The sequence below is a fragment of the Streptomyces sp. NPDC086835 genome (assembly GCF_044745705.1).
GTDB lineage: Bacteria > Actinomycetota > Actinomycetes > Streptomycetales > Streptomycetaceae > Streptomyces.
This window is the reverse complement of the sequence record NZ_JBIVAU010000002.1, coordinates 663,497-679,527: the sequence shown is the minus strand read 5'-3', so window position 1 is coordinate 679,527 and position 16,031 is coordinate 663,497. Positions and strand designations below refer to the sequence as shown.

General features: G+C 71.6%; 18 protein-coding genes. 7 read left to right on the top strand and 11 right to left on the bottom strand.

Features of this window, described 5'->3' with window-relative positions:
* The first annotated feature begins 17 nt into the window (after nucleotides 1–17).
* On the top strand, nucleotides 18–530 hold the full coding sequence (locus tag ACIPJI_RS09235) for a hypothetical protein (protein WP_356621314.1): 513 nt from the start codon (nucleotides 18–20) through the stop codon (nucleotides 528–530).
* Nucleotides 531–605: 75 nt separating this feature from the next.
* Here ACIPJI_RS09235 and ACIPJI_RS09230 read toward each other — a convergent pair whose 3' ends face one another.
* On the bottom strand, nucleotides 606–1,382 hold the full coding sequence (locus tag ACIPJI_RS09230) for a hypothetical protein (RefSeq protein WP_307708146.1): 777 nt from the start codon (nucleotides 1,380–1,382) through the stop codon (nucleotides 606–608).
* Nucleotides 1,383–1,565: 183 nt separating this feature from the next.
* Here ACIPJI_RS09230 and ACIPJI_RS09225 point away from each other — a divergent pair, with 183 nt between their 5' ends.
* Genes ACIPJI_RS09225 through ACIPJI_RS09215 form a run of 3 tightly spaced genes read left to right on the top strand, consistent with a single transcriptional unit; the run spans nucleotide 1,566 to nucleotide 4,590 of the window.
* Entirely contained in the window at nucleotides 1,566–2,828 is a 1,263-nt protein-coding gene (locus ACIPJI_RS09225) for a magnesium transporter MgtE N-terminal domain-containing protein (RefSeq protein WP_307708145.1), read from the top strand.
* Nucleotides 2,821–3,414 carry a DUF1003 domain-containing protein gene (locus ACIPJI_RS09220; RefSeq protein WP_356621313.1) on the top strand — a complete coding sequence of 198 codons (594 nt, stop codon included), beginning with the start codon at nucleotides 2,821–2,823 and terminating at the stop codon, nucleotides 3,412–3,414. Before ACIPJI_RS09225 ends, ACIPJI_RS09220 begins: the two co-directional genes overlap by 8 nt.
* Nucleotides 3,415–3,456: 42 nt before the next feature.
* Nucleotides 3,457–4,590 carry an Mrp/NBP35 family ATP-binding protein gene (locus tag ACIPJI_RS09215; protein WP_307708143.1) on the top strand — a complete coding sequence of 378 codons (1,134 nt, stop codon included), beginning with the start codon at nucleotides 3,457–3,459 and terminating at the stop codon, nucleotides 4,588–4,590.
* A gap of 123 nt (nucleotides 4,591–4,713) precedes the next feature.
* Here the strand turns inward: ACIPJI_RS09215 and ACIPJI_RS09210 are convergent, their stop codons facing one another.
* The 5 genes from ACIPJI_RS09210 to sigE form a co-directional block, all read right to left on the bottom strand.
* The gene (locus tag ACIPJI_RS09210; RefSeq protein WP_373465428.1) at nucleotides 4,714–5,409 is read right to left on the bottom strand and encodes a hypothetical protein; all 696 of its coding nucleotides are present in this window, start codon (nucleotides 5,407–5,409) and stop codon (nucleotides 4,714–4,716) included.
* Nucleotides 5,410–5,527: 118 nt separating this feature from the next.
* Nucleotides 5,528–5,989: a sec-independent translocase gene (locus tag ACIPJI_RS09205; protein ID WP_307708141.1), complete on the bottom strand. Its 462-nt coding sequence runs from the start codon at nucleotides 5,987–5,989 to the stop codon at nucleotides 5,528–5,530.
* A gap of 138 nt (nucleotides 5,990–6,127) precedes the next feature.
* The gene (locus ACIPJI_RS09200; RefSeq protein ID WP_402245317.1) at nucleotides 6,128–7,930 is read right to left on the bottom strand and encodes a trypsin-like peptidase domain-containing protein; all 1,803 of its coding nucleotides are present in this window, start codon (nucleotides 7,928–7,930) and stop codon (nucleotides 6,128–6,130) included.
* 120 nt (nucleotides 7,931–8,050) lie between these two features.
* Nucleotides 8,051–8,995, bottom strand: coding sequence for an anti-sigma factor family protein (locus tag ACIPJI_RS09195; protein ID WP_402245315.1), 945 nt, complete (start codon nucleotides 8,993–8,995; stop codon nucleotides 8,051–8,053).
* Complete coding sequence (gene sigE / locus ACIPJI_RS09190; RefSeq protein ID WP_307710477.1) at nucleotides 8,992–9,762, bottom strand: RNA polymerase sigma factor SigE; 771 nt, start codon at nucleotides 9,760–9,762, stop codon at nucleotides 8,992–8,994. Before sigE ends, ACIPJI_RS09195 begins: the two co-directional genes overlap by 4 nt.
* Before the next feature lie 131 nt (nucleotides 9,763–9,893).
* Between sigE and ACIPJI_RS09185 the strand changes: the two genes are divergently transcribed.
* On the top strand, nucleotides 9,894–10,574 hold the full coding sequence (locus tag ACIPJI_RS09185; RefSeq protein ID WP_307710476.1) for an O-methyltransferase: 681 nt from the start codon (nucleotides 9,894–9,896) through the stop codon (nucleotides 10,572–10,574).
* A 173-nt stretch (nucleotides 10,575–10,747) separates the two neighbouring features.
* Here the strand turns inward: ACIPJI_RS09185 and ACIPJI_RS09180 are convergent, their stop codons facing one another.
* Nucleotides 10,748–10,915 (bottom strand): DUF3117 domain-containing protein, encoded by a 168-nt coding sequence (locus ACIPJI_RS09180; RefSeq protein ID WP_003966491.1) that lies wholly within the window; start codon nucleotides 10,913–10,915, stop codon nucleotides 10,748–10,750.
* A gap of 311 nt (nucleotides 10,916–11,226) precedes the next feature.
* Between ACIPJI_RS09180 and ACIPJI_RS09175 the strand changes: the two genes are divergently transcribed.
* On the top strand, nucleotides 11,227–12,027 hold the full coding sequence (locus ACIPJI_RS09175) for an enoyl-CoA hydratase-related protein (RefSeq protein ID WP_356621310.1): 801 nt from the start codon (nucleotides 11,227–11,229) through the stop codon (nucleotides 12,025–12,027).
* 21 nt (nucleotides 12,028–12,048) lie between these two features.
* Here ACIPJI_RS09175 and ACIPJI_RS09170 read toward each other — a convergent pair whose 3' ends face one another.
* Both ACIPJI_RS09170 and ACIPJI_RS09165 read right to left on the bottom strand, forming a co-directional pair.
* Nucleotides 12,049–12,633 carry a DNA-3-methyladenine glycosylase I gene (locus ACIPJI_RS09170; protein ID WP_402245794.1) on the bottom strand — a complete coding sequence of 195 codons (585 nt, stop codon included), beginning with the start codon at nucleotides 12,631–12,633 and terminating at the stop codon, nucleotides 12,049–12,051.
* Nucleotides 12,634–12,638: 5 nt separating this feature from the next.
* Nucleotides 12,639–12,992, bottom strand: a complete 354-nt coding sequence (locus ACIPJI_RS09165) for a hypothetical protein (RefSeq protein ID WP_307708137.1) — start codon at nucleotides 12,990–12,992, stop codon at nucleotides 12,639–12,641.
* 132 nt (nucleotides 12,993–13,124) lie between these two features.
* On the opposite strand from ACIPJI_RS09165, the gene folP reads away from it, so the two are divergent.
* Nucleotides 13,125–13,985 carry a dihydropteroate synthase gene (gene folP, locus ACIPJI_RS09160; RefSeq protein ID WP_307708136.1) on the top strand — a complete coding sequence of 287 codons (861 nt, stop codon included), beginning with the start codon at nucleotides 13,125–13,127 and terminating at the stop codon, nucleotides 13,983–13,985.
* Between the two features lie 107 nt (nucleotides 13,986–14,092).
* On the opposite strand, the gene ACIPJI_RS09155 is transcribed toward folP, so the two are convergent.
* Entirely contained in the window at nucleotides 14,093–14,842 is a 750-nt protein-coding gene (locus ACIPJI_RS09155; protein WP_356621309.1) for a TIGR00730 family Rossman fold protein, read from the bottom strand.
* A 97-nt stretch (nucleotides 14,843–14,939) separates the two neighbouring features.
* Entirely contained in the window at nucleotides 14,940–16,019 is a 1,080-nt protein-coding gene (gene dapE / locus ACIPJI_RS09150; protein WP_356621308.1) for a succinyl-diaminopimelate desuccinylase, read from the bottom strand.
* Nucleotides 16,020–16,031: the final 12 nt, after the last annotated feature.

Below are 16,031 nucleotides of genomic sequence, written 5' to 3'. Positions count from 1 at the left end.
GTCGATAGGCTGCGCGTATGACATCACATCTGCTCGGCCGGGCGCTCGTCGAGGAGGCCACCAAGAAGTCGGGCCTCATCTGGGTGCGTGGCGACGGCCCGGCGCGTGCCCTGTGGCACGTCTGGCACGAGGGCGCCGCGTACATCGTCGGCGACGGGCCCGGCGAGCAGCCGCTGCCGGGTCTCGTGGACGGCGCGGACGCGGAGGTCACCGTCCGCAGCAAGGACAAGGGCGGCAGGCTCGTCGCCTGGTCGGCCCGGGTGAGCGAGCTCGCCCCGCGCTCACAGGCGTGGGAGGCGGCCGTCGGCGAGCTCAAGGGCAAGCGGCTGAACGCGCCGGACGCGGAGCGGATGACCGAGCGCTGGGCGCGTGAATGCCGGGTGCTGCGCCTCGAGCCGCGGGACGCGGTCACCGACCTGCCCGACGGCTCGCTGGCGGCCGCGCCGCTGCCGACTGCCGCGACGACCCGCCGGCCTGCTCCGGCGGCCCTGCCGAGGCTCCTGCTGAAGCGGCGCAAGCGCCGCGGCTGATCCGTCCGCGCCGGTCAAGGGCCCCGGGCGTTGGTCAGGACCCCTGGACGGAGGGTCGGGAGCCCCGCGCGGAGGTCAGGAGCTCTGCTCGGAGGACTTCGGGAGCTGCTTGCCGTAGTCGACCGTCTCGTCCTTCGACGGTTCCGCCAGCGGGAAGTCCTTGTCCCAGTCGCCCAGTGTGAGCACTCCCGCGCCACCGGCCCGCGTGAACTGCAGCGGATACGGCTTGCCCTCCAGCGACACGTCGAGGACACCGCCCCGGCCGCCCTCGCCCGCTGAGACCTTGATGGTGCGCACCCCGCCGACGCGGGTCCGGTCGCCCTTGCTGAGCTTGCCCTCCATGCCGAGCAGCCCGTCCAGCAGCACGTCCATGTCGGTGAAGCCGCGGAACTGCTTGTACGAGGGGTCGCCCTTGGGGACCTTCACGTACTTGTCGGCGAGCTTCTTCGCCGCCTCGAGGTCCGATTCGCTCGGCTCCTTCTCCTCGTCGCCGTCGGCGTGGCTCCAGAAACCGGCGTCGGCCTTCAGGAAGAGGGTGTCGCCGATCCTCAGCAGCTCGAAGGCGTTCTCCTTGGACGTGAGCGAGCCGGTGCCGCCGTCGTGCTTGAGCCGCATGTTCAGCTTGTAGGTGCCGCCCTTGCTGACGAGGGTGCCCGAGAGGCGCACCGAGGCCGCGGCGTCGGCCGCTGTCCGCGCCTTGGTCTCGATCTCCTCCGCCGACAGCTTCCCGATCCCGTTCGTCCCCGCGTCCGGGTCCTCACCGCACGCACCGAGGGCCATGGTCAGCCCGGCACACAGCACCGCGGAGAGCCCGGCCCTTCGTACTCGGCCGGCCGGAGGGAGGGGAGTCACAAGCGCACTGCCTCTCATCAGTGGGGAATGGCAGACCGCAGCGTACCCGTGCGGGGTGCACGGGTACGCAGGCAGCCGTACGGCCGTCGGCCGGGAGCGGCCCGGATCGGTACCGGCTAGCCTGAAACGGTCCGGAATCAGCATTTCGGCGCAGAGGTGACCGGCAGTGGAGGAGGGGCGAGCATGGCGGCAGGCGCCCCGCGGGTCTTCGTCTCGCACCTCGCCGGCGTGGCCGTCTTCGACCCCAACGGCGACCAGGTGGGACGCGTGCGCGACCTGGTCGCGATGCTGCGCGTCGGCCGCCGCCCGCCGCGGCTGCTGGGCCTGGTGGTCGAGGTGATCAGCCGCCGCCGGATCTTCCTCCCCATGACGCGGGTGACGGGCATCGAGTCGGGCCAGGTCATCACCACCGGTGTCCTCAACGTCCGCCGCTTCGAGCAGCGTCCCACCGAGCGGCTGGTGCTGGGCGAGCTCCTGGACCGGCGGGTACGCCTCGTGGAGAGCGGCGAGGAGGTCACTGTGCTCGACGTGGCGATCCAGCAGCTGCCGGCCCGCCGCGACTGGGAGATCGACAAGGTCTTCGTGCGCCGGGGCAAGGGCGGGGCACTGCGCCGCAAGGGCGAGACGCTGACCCTCGAGTGGTCCGCCGTCACCGGCTTCTCGCTCGAGGAGCACGGTCAGGGCGCGGAGAACCTGCTGGCCACCTTCGAGCAGCTGCGTCCGGCGGACCTGGCCAACGTGCTGCACCATCTGTCGCCCAAGCGGCGTGCCGAGGTGGCCGCGGCGCTCGACGACGACCGGCTCGCCGATGTGCTGGAGGAGCTGCCCGACGACGACCAGGTGGAGATCCTCGGCAAGCTCAAGGAGGAACGGGCGGCCGACGTCCTGGAGGCCATGGACCCCGACGACGCCGCCGACCTGCTGTCCGAGCTGCCGGAGGCGGACAAGGAACGGCTGCTGGCCCTGATGCGGCCCGACGACGCGGCGGACGTGCGGCGGCTGATGGCGTACGAGGAGCGCACCGCGGGCGGTCTGATGACGACCGAGCCGATCGTGCTGCGCCCCGACGCCACGGTGGCCGACGCCCTGGCCCGGGTGCGCCAGCAGGACCTCTCCCCCGCGCTCGCCGCGCAGGTGTACGTGTGCCGGCCGCCCGACGAGACGCCGACGGGAAAGTACCTGGGCACGGTGCACTTCCAGCGGCTGCTGCGGGACCCGCCGTTCGCGCTGGTCAGCTCGATCGTGGACAGCGACCTGCCGCCGCTGTCGCCGGACACCCCGCTGCGGACCGTCACCCAGCACCTCGCCGCCTACAACATGGTGGCGGCGCCGGTCGTCGACGAGGGCGGGTCGCTGCTGGGTGCCGTGACCGTCGACGACGTACTGGACCACCTGCTGCCGGACGACTGGCGCGAGACCGAGTTCGAGGAATCCGCCCATGGGTAGCGGCGAGACGGGGCAGCCCGACCGGTTCGAGCAGCAGGGCCGCATGCCGGCGGGGGCGAGCGCCGCCCCGCGGACGCGGGTGCGGCTCGACCTGCCGCGGGCACCGCGCCGCAGTCTGCTGCCCGACTACGACCCGGAGGCCTTCGGGCGTCTCTCGGAGAAGATCGCACGGTTCCTCGGGACGGGCCGCTTCCTCGTCTGGATGACACTGACGATCATCGCCTGGGTGGTGTGGAACGTCAGCGCGCCCGCCCAGCTGCGCTTCGACGAGTACCCGTTCATCTTCCTGACCCTCGCGCTGTCCCTCCAGGCGTCGTACGCGGCGCCGCTGATCCTGCTGGCGCAGAACCGGCAGGACGACCGCGACCGGGTCAACCTGGAGCAGGACCGCAAGCAGAACGAGCGCTCGATCGCGGACACGGAGTATCTGACCCGGGAGGTCGCGGCGCTGCGGATGGGCCTCGGTGAGGTGCCGACGCGGGACTGGATCCGCTCCGAGCTGGAGGATCTGGTGCGGACGATGGACGAGCAGCGGGTCCCGTCCCCGCACGAGCGCACGCGCGGTAGTGACGAAGACGACCGCTGACGGCCTTTCCGCAGGCGGTGGCCGGAGCCGTACCATCTCCGTATGGCTACGGAAGACGCGGTGCTTGAGGCACTGGCGACGGTGAACGACCCCGAGATCAACCGACCGATCACCGACCTGGGCATGGTGAAGTCGGTCGACATCGGGGACGACGGCACGGTCGCCGTCACGGTCTACCTCACCGTGTCGGGCTGCCCGATGCGCGAGACGATCACCAAGAACGTGACCGAGGCGGTCGCACGCGTCGACGGCGTCTCGCGGGTCGACGTCACGCTGGACGTGATGAGCGACGAGCAGCGCAAGGACCTCGCGGCATCGCTGCGGGGCACCACCGCCGAGCGCGAGGTGCCGTTCGCCAAGCCGGGTTCGCTGACGCGTGTGTACGCGGTGGCGTCCGGAAAGGGCGGCGTCGGCAAGTCGTCCGTGACCGTGAACCTGGCGGCCGCCATGGCGGCGGACGGGCTGAAGGTCGGCGTCGTCGACGCGGACATCTACGGTCACAGCGTGCCGCGCATGCTGGGTGTGGACGGGCGTCCGACCCAGGTCGAGAACATGATCATGCCGCCGTCCGCGAACGGTGTGAAGGTCATCTCCATCGGCATGTTCACGCCCGGCAACGCGCCGGTGGTGTGGCGCGGCCCGATGCTCCACCGGGCGCTGCAGCAGTTCCTCGCCGACGTGTACTGGGGCGACCTGGACGTCCTCCTGCTCGACCTCCCGCCGGGCACGGGCGACATCGCGATCTCCGTCGCCCAGCTCGTCCCGAACGCGGAGATCCTCGTCGTCACCACTCCGCAGCAGGCCGCCGCCGAGGTGGCCGAGCGGGCCGGTTCCATCGCGGTGCAGACGCACCAGAAGATCGTGGGTGTCGTCGAGAACATGTCGGGCCTGCCGTGCCCGCACTGCGACGAGATGGTCGACGTCTTCGGCAGCGGCGGCGGTCAGCGGGTCGCCGAGGGCCTGACGAAGACGACCGGTGCGACGGTGCCGGTGCTGGGCTCGATCCCGATCGACGTACGGCTCCGTGAGGGCGGCGACGAGGGCAAGCCGGTCGTCATCACGGACCCGGACTCCCCCGCCGGTTCGGCGCTGCGCGCGATCGCGGGCAAGCTCGGGGGCCGTCAGCGCGGTCTGTCGGGCATGTCGCTGGGCATCACACCCCGCAACAAGTTCTGACCGGAGGGGCACTTTCGCCCGCTTCCGGCATCGAGGGCGCCGCTCGGCTCGAGCGGCGCCCTCGGTCCGTCTTCGGGTCCGTACGGCCCGTGGGGCACGTACGGCGGTCGTCCCGTCCGCGGATCAGTGCACGTACGCGGCCGGGTTGGCGACCACCGCGAATCCCAGGCCGTACGCGCTCATTCCGCGCCCGTAGGCGCCGATGTGGACGCCCGCCCCGGTGGTGCCGGCCAGCACCCAGCCGAACTCCGACTCGCGGTAGTGGAAGGAGGTCGCGACCCCGTCCACCGGCAGCGAGAGGGTCGACCACTCGGGGCCGGTCAGATCGTCCGCCAGCTCGAACGCGGTCTCCGTCTGCTGCTCGAGCCAGTCGTCACGAAGCGAGTGGTCGAGCTTCTCGGGCCAGGTGTGGGCCAGCAGGCCGGAGCCGGCCAGCCAGGCGGCCGAGGAGACGGTGGTGGCCTCCAGCACGCCCGTGCCGTCGCCGGTGCGCCTGACAGGGTTCGCCGCCACGGTCACCACGACGGTGAAACGCTCCTTCTCGGCGCCTGCCGTCTCGGACCGTATCGTCGGCTCGTCGCCGTGACCGATCGCGCCGTGCTGGACCGTCCCGTCGGCGGCGGTGCCCACCTGCATCAGGCGCCGGGGACCGGTGAAGGCCTCGTCCAGCGCGTACCAGGGGAAGGCGGCGTTCTTGAATCCCTCCGCCGCACGCCGGGCAGCCGTGTCCCCCTGCGCCGTGCGGGATCTGTAGCCGCTCTGGTCCGGCGTTTCGCCCGCCGTCCCCTGCTGCTCCGTCACCCGGCTCGTCGTCGACATGTACCCGGCCGCCTCTCCGTCTTTCACACCTGCAGCGGACCCGCCCCCCTCGGGCGTCCTCACTGCCGGACAGATGGAGAATAGCCACCCTGTCCCCGCTCGCAGGGATTGACAGTCCTCAGGTGGCGTCTGCGTCGAACGGCGGGCGGTCGTCGGGGGCGGGCTTCTCGCCCTTCTTGAGCAGGTCGGGGCCGCCTGAGGAGGAACCGTTCACCACGGCGGGCACGGAACTGTCCGACACACCGGAATGCTCCGTTCCGTTGACGGCGTCGGCGACCTCGTTGATCTCCTTCTTGAGATCGAAGCTGCTGCGGAGCTCCTTGAGGTCCTTCAGATCCTCGTTCTCCGCGAGCTGCTTGCGGATGAACGCCTTCGGGTTCAGGTCCTCGAACTCGAAGTCCTTGAACTCGGGCCCGAGCTCGCTGCGGATGTCCTCCTTCGCGCTCTCGGAGAACGCGCGGACCTTCCGGATGAAGCGGCTGGCGTCCTGGATGACCTTCGGCAGCTTGTCGGGGCCGAAGATGAGCACGGCGAGAACCACGAGCGCCACCAGCTCCAGTGCGCCTATGTCATTGAACACCTTGCTGCTCCTCGTGTTCTCCGTGCTCGCTGCGTGCCACGTGCCCGCCGCGGTCCGCGGACCGGCCGGGATCCGGGTCCGCTCCACGGTACCCGGCGAAACTGTCGGCCCGGTACCTTCCGGGCAGCGCCGAGATGGTCATGAGCTGTCCGCCGAGCCGAGCACGAGCGTCACCGTGCGCTCGTCCCCGCCGCGACGCAGCGTCAGCTCCAGCTTGTCGCCCGGACGGTGTGCGCGGATCTTCACGATCAGCTCCTCGCCGCTGTGCACCCGCCGGCCGTCGACCTCGGTGATGACATCGCCCGGCCTGACGCCCGCCTTGGCGGCGGGACCGCCCGGTGTGACGGCGGGGGAGTCGTCCTGGCCCTTGTCACCGACGCGGGCCCCGTCACCGGCGAACTTCATGTCGAGGCTGACCCCGATCACCGGATGCGTGGCCTTGCCGGTGTTGATCAGCTCCTCCGCGACGCGCTTGCCCTGGTTGATGGGAATCGCGAAGCCGAGCCCGATGGAGCCCGCCTGGGCCCCGTCGGTCCCAGCGCCGGTGTCCGCGGCACGGATGGCGCTGTTGATGCCGATGACCTGAGCCTTGCCGTCCACCAGCGGGCCGCCCGAATTGCCGGGGTTTATCGGTGCGTCGGTCTGCAGGGCGTCGACATAGCTGATGTCGCTGCCGTCGCCCTTGTCGCCGCCGGCGGTGATCGGGCGCTCCTTGGCGCTGATGATTCCCGAGGTGACCGTGTTCTGGAGGTCGAACGGTGCGCCGATGGCGACGACGGGATCGCCGACCCGGACGTTGTCGGAGTTGCCCAGCGGCAGCGGCTTCAGGCCGCTGACCCCGGTCACCTTGACCACGGCCAGGTCGTAGCCGCTGTCCTTGCCGACGAGGGTTGCCTTGGCGGTCTCGCCCCCGCTGAAGGTGATCGAGATGTCGCCGGAGGCGCCGGCCGGGTCGACGACATGGTGGTTGGTGAGGATGTGGCCCTGCTCGTCGAGCACGAAGCCGGTCCCGGTGCCCTGTTCCGAGTCGCCGCTGACATGCAGGGTGACGACGCTCGGCAGGGCGCTCGCGGCGATACCGGCGACGCTGTCGGGTGCCCTGTCGGCGCTCTCGCGACCGGCCTGTGGCAGTTCGATGCGGGTGACCCCGCCGTTGCGCTCCACATAGGCGCCTAGGACACCGCCGGTACCACCCGCGACGAGCGCGACGACGAGGGCCCCGATCAGCAACGGGCCACGTCGGCGCCTGCGGGGGGCGGCCGGCTCCCCTGGGTGGGTGAACGGCGCTCCCGGCGCGCTCCAGGGGTCGTACTGGAGCCAGACGGAGGACAGCGGCTGCGGTCGCTCCGGGGCGGGAGGCGGACCGGCCAGGGTGGGCGCGGCGGGCGGCGCTGCGGGGTCCGGCTGTGGATGCCGCGGCGGGTACGGATGTGAGGGCTGGGGCTGGGGCTGGTGGTCCGGGTGCGGATGCGCGTAGCCGCTCCCGGTGCCGGCCGTCGCGTACTGGGCGGGCAGCGGTGTGCCGTGGGCCGGCGTCGCCACCGGGCGCTGCACAGGAGGGGCGGGCGCCCAGGGGCCGGGTCCGCCGTACGGCGGGGTGCTGTAGGGATCGGGGTCGTGCAGCGGCTGGGGCCTCGGGGACACGGCGACCGCTGCGGGCACTGTGGTGTCCGCCGTGGCCTCCACCGGCTCGGGCACCTCCGAGGGCACCGGCGCGGGCGCCTGAGCGGGCGCAGGGACCGTCACATGGTCCGGCTGCGCGTGCGTCCGGGCGTCCGCCTGGTCCGCTTCCGGTGCCGGTGACGCGTCCACCGATGAAGCGTCCAGGGCCCCGGGAGCCTCTTCCGGCGCGGATGCCTCCTGCCCGGAGGGAACCGCGCGCCCCTTGTCGGGGCGGCTCCACCACTTCGCCTTGGGTCCGGTGGGCTTCCCGTCGTCCATGTTCTCCCCGCAAACTGCCGGCCGCTGCGGCGCCCCCGCGGGCACCCGCTGAGATTCAACCAGGTTTGCGAATCCGTGCGCAGGGTCCTGGTCGGGTCCTGCTCAGGCGCCCTGCGCCGGTCAGCGCGAAGGCGGCGGGGCGGGCTGCGACGGGGCAGCCAGATGCCTGGGCACCGGAGTGGCCACAGGACCGATCGCCGGGGCGGCGGCCAGCCGCAGTGCCACTGCCGTCGGACGTATCAGCGGCGTCGTCGAGGAGGCGTGGGCCAGCGGCGAGACACCGAGGTGGCGATTGATCACCTGACCACCGGGCTCGCCCGGCACCGCGGCGATCACCGGCCCGGAGCCCGGTCTGGTCTGGCCGCTCCCGCCCCGGCGCCGGTCGCCCTCCGTGCCGCGGAACGCGGTGGCACCGCCACCGGATCCCGGGGTCGTGGTGTTGGCGGCGGTCGTCGGCGTCGCGGTGCGCAGCGGCGTCACCTTGTTGCCGCCGCCCTGCCCGCGCGCACCGGAATCACCGGAGGCGTCGAGCGGAACGGCACCGCCCAGGGCGATGGCGGCGAAGGACACGGCGCTGGCCGCCGCGAAGGCGAACCGCCTGCCGCGCCACGGCGAGCGCTCAGCTTCCGCGCGGCCGACCTCGTGGATCCGGAAGCCGCTGCCGCCACCGGGGAGAACGGCCGCGTGGGCCCCGCCGGGGACGTAGCCGAACGTCTCCGCGCGAGGGTCGCGCGGTCTTCCCGCGGACGGGTTCAGCGCTCCGAACACCCCGCCGGCGGCACGTCCGCCGCCGAAGGGGCCGGGCTCGTCGTCGTCGCCGGCGGCGGGACCCGCGGGCAGACCCTGGAGCCGCGCGAGCAGCCCCTCGGAGAGCGGCGGCGGTGCGGCCTGGGCGAAGACGTTCTTGAGACGGCGCTGGGCATCGGCCTCGGCCTTGCATCTCGGACAGGTGGCCAGATGCGCGAGGACCCGGTCCCGGGCGTCGTGCTCCAGCTCACCGTCGACGAGTGCGGCCAGCCGGTCCCCCAGATGCTGTTCCGCAGGAGTCGGACCTGTGCCGCTCACGCCGGTCCACCCTCCCCCGCGAGGCCCACGGCGCCCGCCAGCGAGCGCTGCTGCTCCGCACGCGCCTGGGGGGAACGGTGCTGCAGGGCCTTGCGCAGGTGGGAGCGGCCGCGGTGGATGCGGCTGCGGACGGTGCCGAGCTTCACGCCCAGGGTCGCGGCGATCTCCTCGTACGACAGGCCCTCGATGTCACAGAGCACCACGGCGGCGCGGAACTCGGGCGCGAGGGTGTCCAGCGCATGCTGCACGTCCGCGTCGAAGTGGCTGTCGTTGAAGACCTGCTGCGGCGACGGCTCCCGGCTGGGCAGACGCTCCGCCGCGTCGTCGCCGAGGGCGTCGAAGCGGATCCGCTGCTTGCGGCGGACCATGTCCAGGAAGAGGTTCGTGGTGATCCTGTGGAGCCAGCCCTCGAAGGTGCCGGGCGTGTACGTCGACAGGGAGCGGAAGACGCGGACGAAGACCTCTTGCGTGAGGTCCTCCGCGTCGTGCTGGTTACCCGTCAGGCGGTACGCGAGGCGGTAGACCCGTGCGCTGTGCGTGCTGACGATCTCCTCCCACGTGGGAGGGGTCCAGGCCTGCGATTCCGCATCCGATGCGAAGGTCGCCGTGGTGACGGAGTCGGAGGGCGTAGAACGGTCAGCAGTGTTGGTCACGGATTTCGGCTCACCCACCGACCTGAGAAGGCGCCTCAGCACTCCTCCCCGATCCGCAGGTGCAGCCGCACCTCCCCTGTCGGCTCTGGTGGTGTCCAGCGGAGCCCCTACCATAGCCACCTCGCCCGTTAGCTCCGGATAAGAATCTTTACGTGGATTTGGAACCGGCATCCGGGCCCCGCTCCACGCGCTTCCCTCTGCCTCAACAACGACCGGTCCCATCTGCGGGTTCCCGGGTCCAGCGGATACAGTCAGCGTCGCGCCAACTACGGGGACAGGAGAGGGTCATAACCGCCAACCAGCAGACGAGCTGGGCGTTCGCCGACGCCTTTGTCGCCGAGGACGACGCTCTGCGCTGGGCCCGGGACCGGGCCCGGGAGTCAGGGCTGCCCTCGGTGTCCCCGGGCACCGGCGCCGCCCTGCGACTGCTGGCAGCGACCGCCGACGCGAAAGCGGTGGCAGAGATCGGGACGGGGACGGGAGTCTCCGGCATCTACCTGCTGCACGGCATGCGCCCGGACGGCGTCCTGACCACAGTGGACCTCGAGCCGGAACGCCAGCAGTTCGCCCGGGAGGCCTTCCGCGCCGCCGGCTTCGCCGCGAACCGCGCCCGCTTCATCCCCGGCCGCGCGCTCGACGTCCTGCCGCGGCTCGCGGACGGCGGATACGACCTCGTCTTCTGCGACGGCGACCGCACCGAGTCCCTCGACTACCTCGCTGAATCGTTGCGCCTGCTGAGACCCGGCGGACTCGTCTGCTTCGAGGGCGTGTTCGCCGACGGCCGTACGGTCGACTCCGCCGCGCAGCCGGCGGAGGTCCTGAGGGTGCGTGAGCTGCTGCGGGCGGTCCGGGAGAGCCATGAACTCCTGCCGACGCTGCTGCCGGTGGGCGACGGGCTCCTCTGCGCGGTCCGCCGCGGCGCCTGAGCCGGCGCCGGGCAGGGCTTTCCGGGGCTCCGCCCCCGTACCCCCGCGCCGCCGACGCCGACAGGGCCGGGTCCACCGCACCCCCTGAAGCACACGAGCCGGGTCTGCCGCACCCCCAGAAAACGCACTGCCCCGGCACGAACCGTGCCGGGGCAGTGGAAAATCAGGGCGCGTCAGCCGACGACCTTCTTCAGGGCGTCACCGAGTGCATCGGCTTCGTCCGGAGTCAGTTCGACGACAAGCCGACCGCCGCCTTCGAGCGGAACGCGCATGACGATGCCCCGCCCCTCCTTTGTCACCTCGAGCGGGCCGTCGCCCGTCCGCGGCTTCATGGCCGCCATGCTCGTTCCCCTTCCTGAAACCAGCTCATCGCAGCCGGCGGCCCCGTGAGAGGTGCTGTGTCACCGGCATCGAACACATTGCTTCCAGGTCATTATCCCGCATGGCGGGACCCAAAGACCAACATCAGTCGGCATCGCTTGCGCAACGCGCTCTCTCAAAACCACCCAATTCGGCGATGTGCCTGCGATACTTCGCCGCCGCTCCCCAGGCGCCCCACGGAGTTTGTTTGACGCAGGTCACATGTGCACACCCGATGATCTCCGTCATGCTGGCCTCGACACTGCCGTCAGAACCACTAAGGGGACCCGCCATGGCCGACTCCGTGCTGTACGACGTGAACGACGGACTCGCGACGATCACGATCAACCGGCCCGAGGCCATGAACGCGATGAACGTCGACGCGAAGGTCGCTCTGCGCGACGCCGTGCAGGCCGCGGCCGCCGACACGGCGGTGCGCGCGGTGCTGCTGACCGCCACCGGCAAGGCGTTCTGCGTCGGCCAGGACCTCAAGGAGCACGTGTCCCTGCTCGCCGCCGACCGTGAGTCCGGCAGCGGCGGGACCATGAGCACCGTGCGCGAGCACTACAACCCGATCGTCCGGGCGCTGACCGGGATGCAGAAGCCGGTCGTCGCCGGGGTCAACGGCGTGGCAGCCGGTGCCGGCCTCGGGTTCGCACTGGCCGCCGACTACCGGGTCGTCGCCGACACGGCCAAGTTCACGACGTCCTTCGCGGGCGTGGCGCTCACCGCCGACTCCGGCGTGTCCTGGACGCTGCCCCGGCTGATCGGGCAGAGCCGCGCCGCCGACCTGCTGCTCTTCCCCCGCTCGTTCTCCGCGCAGGAGGCGTACGAGTGGGGCATCGCGAACAAGCTCGTCCCGGCGGACGAGCTGGCCGCTCAGGCCGCCGCCGTGGCCCGCGCGCTGGCCGACGGGCCCACGCTCGCCTACGCAGCGCTGAAGGAGTCGATGGCCTACGGCGCGGACCGTTCGCTGAGCGAGGCGCTGGACAAGGAGGAGGAGCTGCAGGCGAAGGCGGGCGCCTCCGAGGACCACGCGATCGCGGTGCAGGCGTTCCTGGCCAAGGAGACCCCCAAGTACCTCGGCCGCTGAGCCGTACGGGCCGGCGTGGCGTCAGCGGCCGCCGCCGCGCGCCACGCAGTCGGCGAGGTGGTCGTCGACGAGCCCGCAGGCCTGCATCAGGGCGTACGCCGTCGTCGGGCCCACGAAGCGCAGTCCGCGCTTCTTGAGGGCCTTGGCGAGAGCGGTGGACTCGTCGGTGACGGCCGGCACGTCGGCGATCGTGCGGGGTGCAGACCGCGCCGTGCCGGGCGCGTACGACCAGATCAGTTCGTCGAGCTCGCCGGCGGGCCAGTCGGCGAGCACCCGCGCGTTGGCGAGGGTCGCCCGGATCTTGGCGCGGTTGCGGATGATGCCGGGGTCGGCGAGCAGGCGCTCCTCGTCGGCCTCGGTGAACGCGGCCACCGCGGCGATCTTGAAGCCGTCGAAGGCGCTGCGGAAGCCTTCCCTGCGACGCAGGATCGTGATCCAGGACAGCCCGGACTGGAAGGCCTCCAGGCAGAGCCGTTCGAACAGGGCGTCGTCGCCGTGGACCGGGCGGCCCCACTCCTCGTCGTGGTACGTGACGTAGTCGGCGGTGGACAGCCCCCAGGGGCACCGGAGCCTGCCGTCCGGGCCCGGCACGGCGGCGCCGGTCACCACGGTCACCGGCCCGGCTCCTCTCCCGGCTTGGTGAACATGTCCTGCCTGCCCGCCGCGGTGGCCTGGGCCCCGGCGAGCGCGGACTCCAGCTCGGCGATGCGCGCGTCCCTTTCGGCGAGCTCCGCGCCGAGGCGGCCCAGCACGTCGTCCACGTCCACCATCCGGTAGCCGCGCAGGCCGACGGGGAGGCGGAGGGCCTCGACGTCGGCGCGGCCGACGGGGCGCCCGGGCGGCAGCGGGTCCACCAGCTGCTCCGGAGGGGCCTCCGGCAGTGCCGCGCTGTCACTGCCGCCGACCACCACGAGCGTGACCGCCGCGATGACCACGACCATCGCGATCAGCAAGAACCAGAACACGAGCGACCCTCTCCCCGAACTTCCCGTACGTCCCCGGGGAACTTACCCGAGCGGAAAACCGTCCACCGCTGATCGTGCCACGGGGCACCGACAGCTAGGGTCGCAGGCGAACGATCTGAGGAGGATCAGCGGATGCTGCGGCTGGGACGGCGCGAGTTCGACGCGCACGAGCCGGTGATCATGGCGATCGTGAACCGGACGCCCGACTCCTTCTACGACCAGGGCGCGACGTTCCGGGACGAGCCCGCCCTGTCCCGCGTCGAGCAGGCGGTGGCCGAGGGCGCGGCCATCATCGACATCGGCGGGGTGAAGGCCGGTCCCGGCGAAGAGGTGTCCGCCGAGGAGGAGGCGCGGCGCACGGTCGGCTTCGTGGCCGAGGTGCGGCGACGCCACCCGGACGTGGTGATCAGCGTCGACACCTGGCGCCACGACGTGGGCGCGGCGGTCTGCGAAGCGGGCGCCGACGTGCTGAACGACGCGTGGGGCGGCGTGGACCCGAAGCTGGCGGAGGTCGCCGCACGGTACGGAGCCGGTCTGGTGTGCACCCACGCGGGCGGCGCCGAACCGCGCACACGCCCGCACCGGGTGGCCTACGACGACGTGATGGCGGACATTCTCCGCGTGACGCTCGCGCTGGCGGAGCGGGCGGTCGGGCTCGGCGTCCGCAGGGACGGGATCATGATCGATCCCGGTCATGACTTCGGCAAGAACACCCGGCACAGCCTGGAGGCGACCCGCCGGCTCGGGGAGATGACGGAGACCGGCTGGCCGGTGCTGGTGTCCTTGTCCAACAAGGACTTCGTCGGGGAGACCCTCGACAAGCCGGTCAAGGAGCGGGTGCTGGGCACCCTGGCGACCACGGCGGTCTCCGCCTGGCTGGGCGCGCAGGTCTACCGCGTGCACGAGGTGGCGGAGACCAAGCAGGTCCTGGACATGGTGGCCTCGATCGCGGGCCACCGCCCGCCGGCGGTCGCCCGCCGCGGTCTCGCCTGAGAGCCGGAGCCGGGCGCACAAGAAGCGCCGGGCACGGGAAGCCCGGGACGGCGAGGCCAGGACGGCCCCGGACGCTCGTCCGGGGCCCCTGCGCCGGCCGCGTGCGGCTACCTGCCGGTCTCCTTGGAGACCATGGCCACCGCCTCCTGAACGTCGTCCGTGACGTGGAAGAGCAGCAGGTCCTTCTCCGACGCCTTGCCCTGGGCGATGACGGTGTTGCGCAGCCAGTCGACCAGGCCGCTCCAGTAGTCCGTACCGAAGAGCACGATCGGAAAGCGCGTCACCTTACGGGTCTGGACGAGCGTCAGCGCCTCGAACAGTTCGTCCAGCGTGCCGAGTCCGCCCGGCAGCACGACGAAGCCCTGCGCGTACTTCACGAACATCGTCTTGCGGACGAAGAAGTAGCGGAAGTTCACCCCGATGTCGACGTGCGGGTTGATGCCCTGCTCGAAGGGCAGCTCGATGCCGAGGCCGACCGAGATCCCCTTGGCCTCGCTCGCGCCCTTGTTCGCGGCCTCCATCACTCCGGGACCACCGCCGGTGATCACCGCGAAGCCCGCCTTGACCAGCGCTCTGCCGAGTTCGACGCCCACCTCGTACTCGGGTGTGCCGGCCGGGGTGCGGGCGGAACCGAAGACGCTGATGGCACTGGGCAGTTCGGCGAGGGCGCCGAAGCCCTCGACGAACTCGGACTGGATTCGCATGACCCGCCACGGGTCGGTGTGCACCCACTGGGAGTCGCCCTCGGTGTCGAGCAGCCGCTGATCGGTGGTGCCCGGCCGGATCTGTTCCCTGCGGCGCAGCACCGGTCCCAGCCGCTGCTCCTCCAGCGCCCGCAATCCCTCGGGGTTGCTCATGACCTGCTCCCTCCGCCGAACATCATCTGCTTTGGCTCAGGGTAGGTCGGCCGACGTGACGAATGGCGAAATCGGGGCGATCCACCAGGATGCGATGTCAGGAAGAGAGCCACTCACGCAGCCGGTCCTCGCAGTGCGTGATCTTGTCCACGGCGACGTGTTCGTCCCGCTTGTGGGCGAAGAGCGCGTCGCCCGGGCCGTAGTTGACCGCGGGCACCCCCAGGGCGCTGAAGCGCGAGACGTCCGTCCAACCGAACTTGGGCTGCGCGGTGCCGCCCACCGCCTCCATGAACGCGGCGGCGGCGGGGTGCGACAGGCCGGGCAGGGCCCCGCCTGTGTGGTCGTCCACCACGATCTCGCTCACACCGCAGTCGGCGAACACCTCGCGGACATGCTCCTCGGCCTCGGCCATGCTGCGGTCCGGGGCGTAGCGGTAGTTGACCACCACGGTGCACTCGTCGGGGATGACATTGGTGGCCACGCCTCCCTCGATGCCGACCGCGTTGAGGCCCTCCCGGTACTCCAGTCCGTCGATGACCGGCCGGCGCGGCTCGTACGACGCGAGGCGGGCCAGGATCGGGCCGGCGGCGTGAATGGCGTTGGACCCCATCCAGCTGCGCGCGGAGTGTGCCCGCTCCCCCTTCGTGCGCAGGTGGACCCGGAGCGTCCCCTGGCAGCCGCCCTCGACCTGGGCGTCGGAGGGCTCCAGCAGGACCGCGAAGTCTCCGACGAGCCAGTCCGGGTGGGCCTCGGCCACATGCCCCAGTCCGTTGAGATGTGCGGCCACCTCTTCGTTGTCGTAGAAGACGAAGGTGAGATCGCGGTTGGGCTCCGGCACGGTGGCGGCGATCCGCAGCTGGACGGCGACGCCCGACTTCATGTCACTGGTGCCGCAGCCCCACAGGATGCCGTCGTCGTCGAGCCGCGAGGGCACGTTGTCGGCGATCGGGACCGTATCGATGTGCCCCGCCAGCACGACCCGCTCGGAGCGGCCGAGGCGGGTCCTGGCCACGACGTTGTTTCCGTGCCGGTCGACGGTGAGGTGCGGCAGCTCGCGCAGCGCTTCCTCGATGGCGTCGGCGAGGGGCTTCTCCGTGCCGCTGACCGACGGGAAGTCGACCAGGGCTGCGGTGAGCGCGGGTGCGTCGAGGGTGAGGTCAAGCGCGGTCTCAGGCATGGCTCCGACGAT

Coding starts and splice junctions, on each gene's coding strand:
- ACIPJI_RS09235 (WP_356621314.1), top strand. CDS start 18: ATGACATCACATCTGCTCGGCCGGGCGCTCGTCGAGGAGGCCACCAAG.
- ACIPJI_RS09225 (WP_307708145.1), top strand. CDS start 1,566: ATGGCGGCAGGCGCCCCGCGGGTCTTCGTCTCGCACCTCGCCGGCGTG.
- ACIPJI_RS09220 (WP_356621313.1), top strand. CDS start 2,821: ATGGGTAGCGGCGAGACGGGGCAGCCCGACCGGTTCGAGCAGCAGGGC.
- ACIPJI_RS09215 (WP_307708143.1), top strand. CDS start 3,457: ATGGCTACGGAAGACGCGGTGCTTGAGGCACTGGCGACGGTGAACGAC.
- ACIPJI_RS09210 (WP_373465428.1), bottom strand. CDS start 5,409: ATGTCGACGACGAGCCGGGTGACGGAGCAGCAGGGGACGGCGGGCGAA.
- ACIPJI_RS09200 (WP_402245317.1), bottom strand. CDS start 7,930: ATGGACGACGGGAAGCCCACCGGACCCAAGGCGAAGTGGTGGAGCCGC.
- sigE (WP_307710477.1), bottom strand. CDS start 9,762: ATGGTAGGGGCTCCGCTGGACACCACCAGAGCCGACAGGGGAGGTGCG.
- ACIPJI_RS09180 (WP_003966491.1), bottom strand. CDS start 10,915: ATGGCGGCCATGAAGCCGCGGACGGGCGACGGCCCGCTCGAGGTGACA.
- ACIPJI_RS09175 (WP_356621310.1), top strand. CDS start 11,227: ATGGCCGACTCCGTGCTGTACGACGTGAACGACGGACTCGCGACGATC.
- folP (WP_307708136.1), top strand. CDS start 13,125: ATGCTGCGGCTGGGACGGCGCGAGTTCGACGCGCACGAGCCGGTGATC.
- ACIPJI_RS09155 (WP_356621309.1), bottom strand. CDS start 14,842: ATGAGCAACCCCGAGGGATTGCGGGCGCTGGAGGAGCAGCGGCTGGGA.
- dapE (WP_356621308.1), bottom strand. CDS start 16,019: ATGCCTGAGACCGCGCTTGACCTCACCCTCGACGCACCCGCGCTCACC.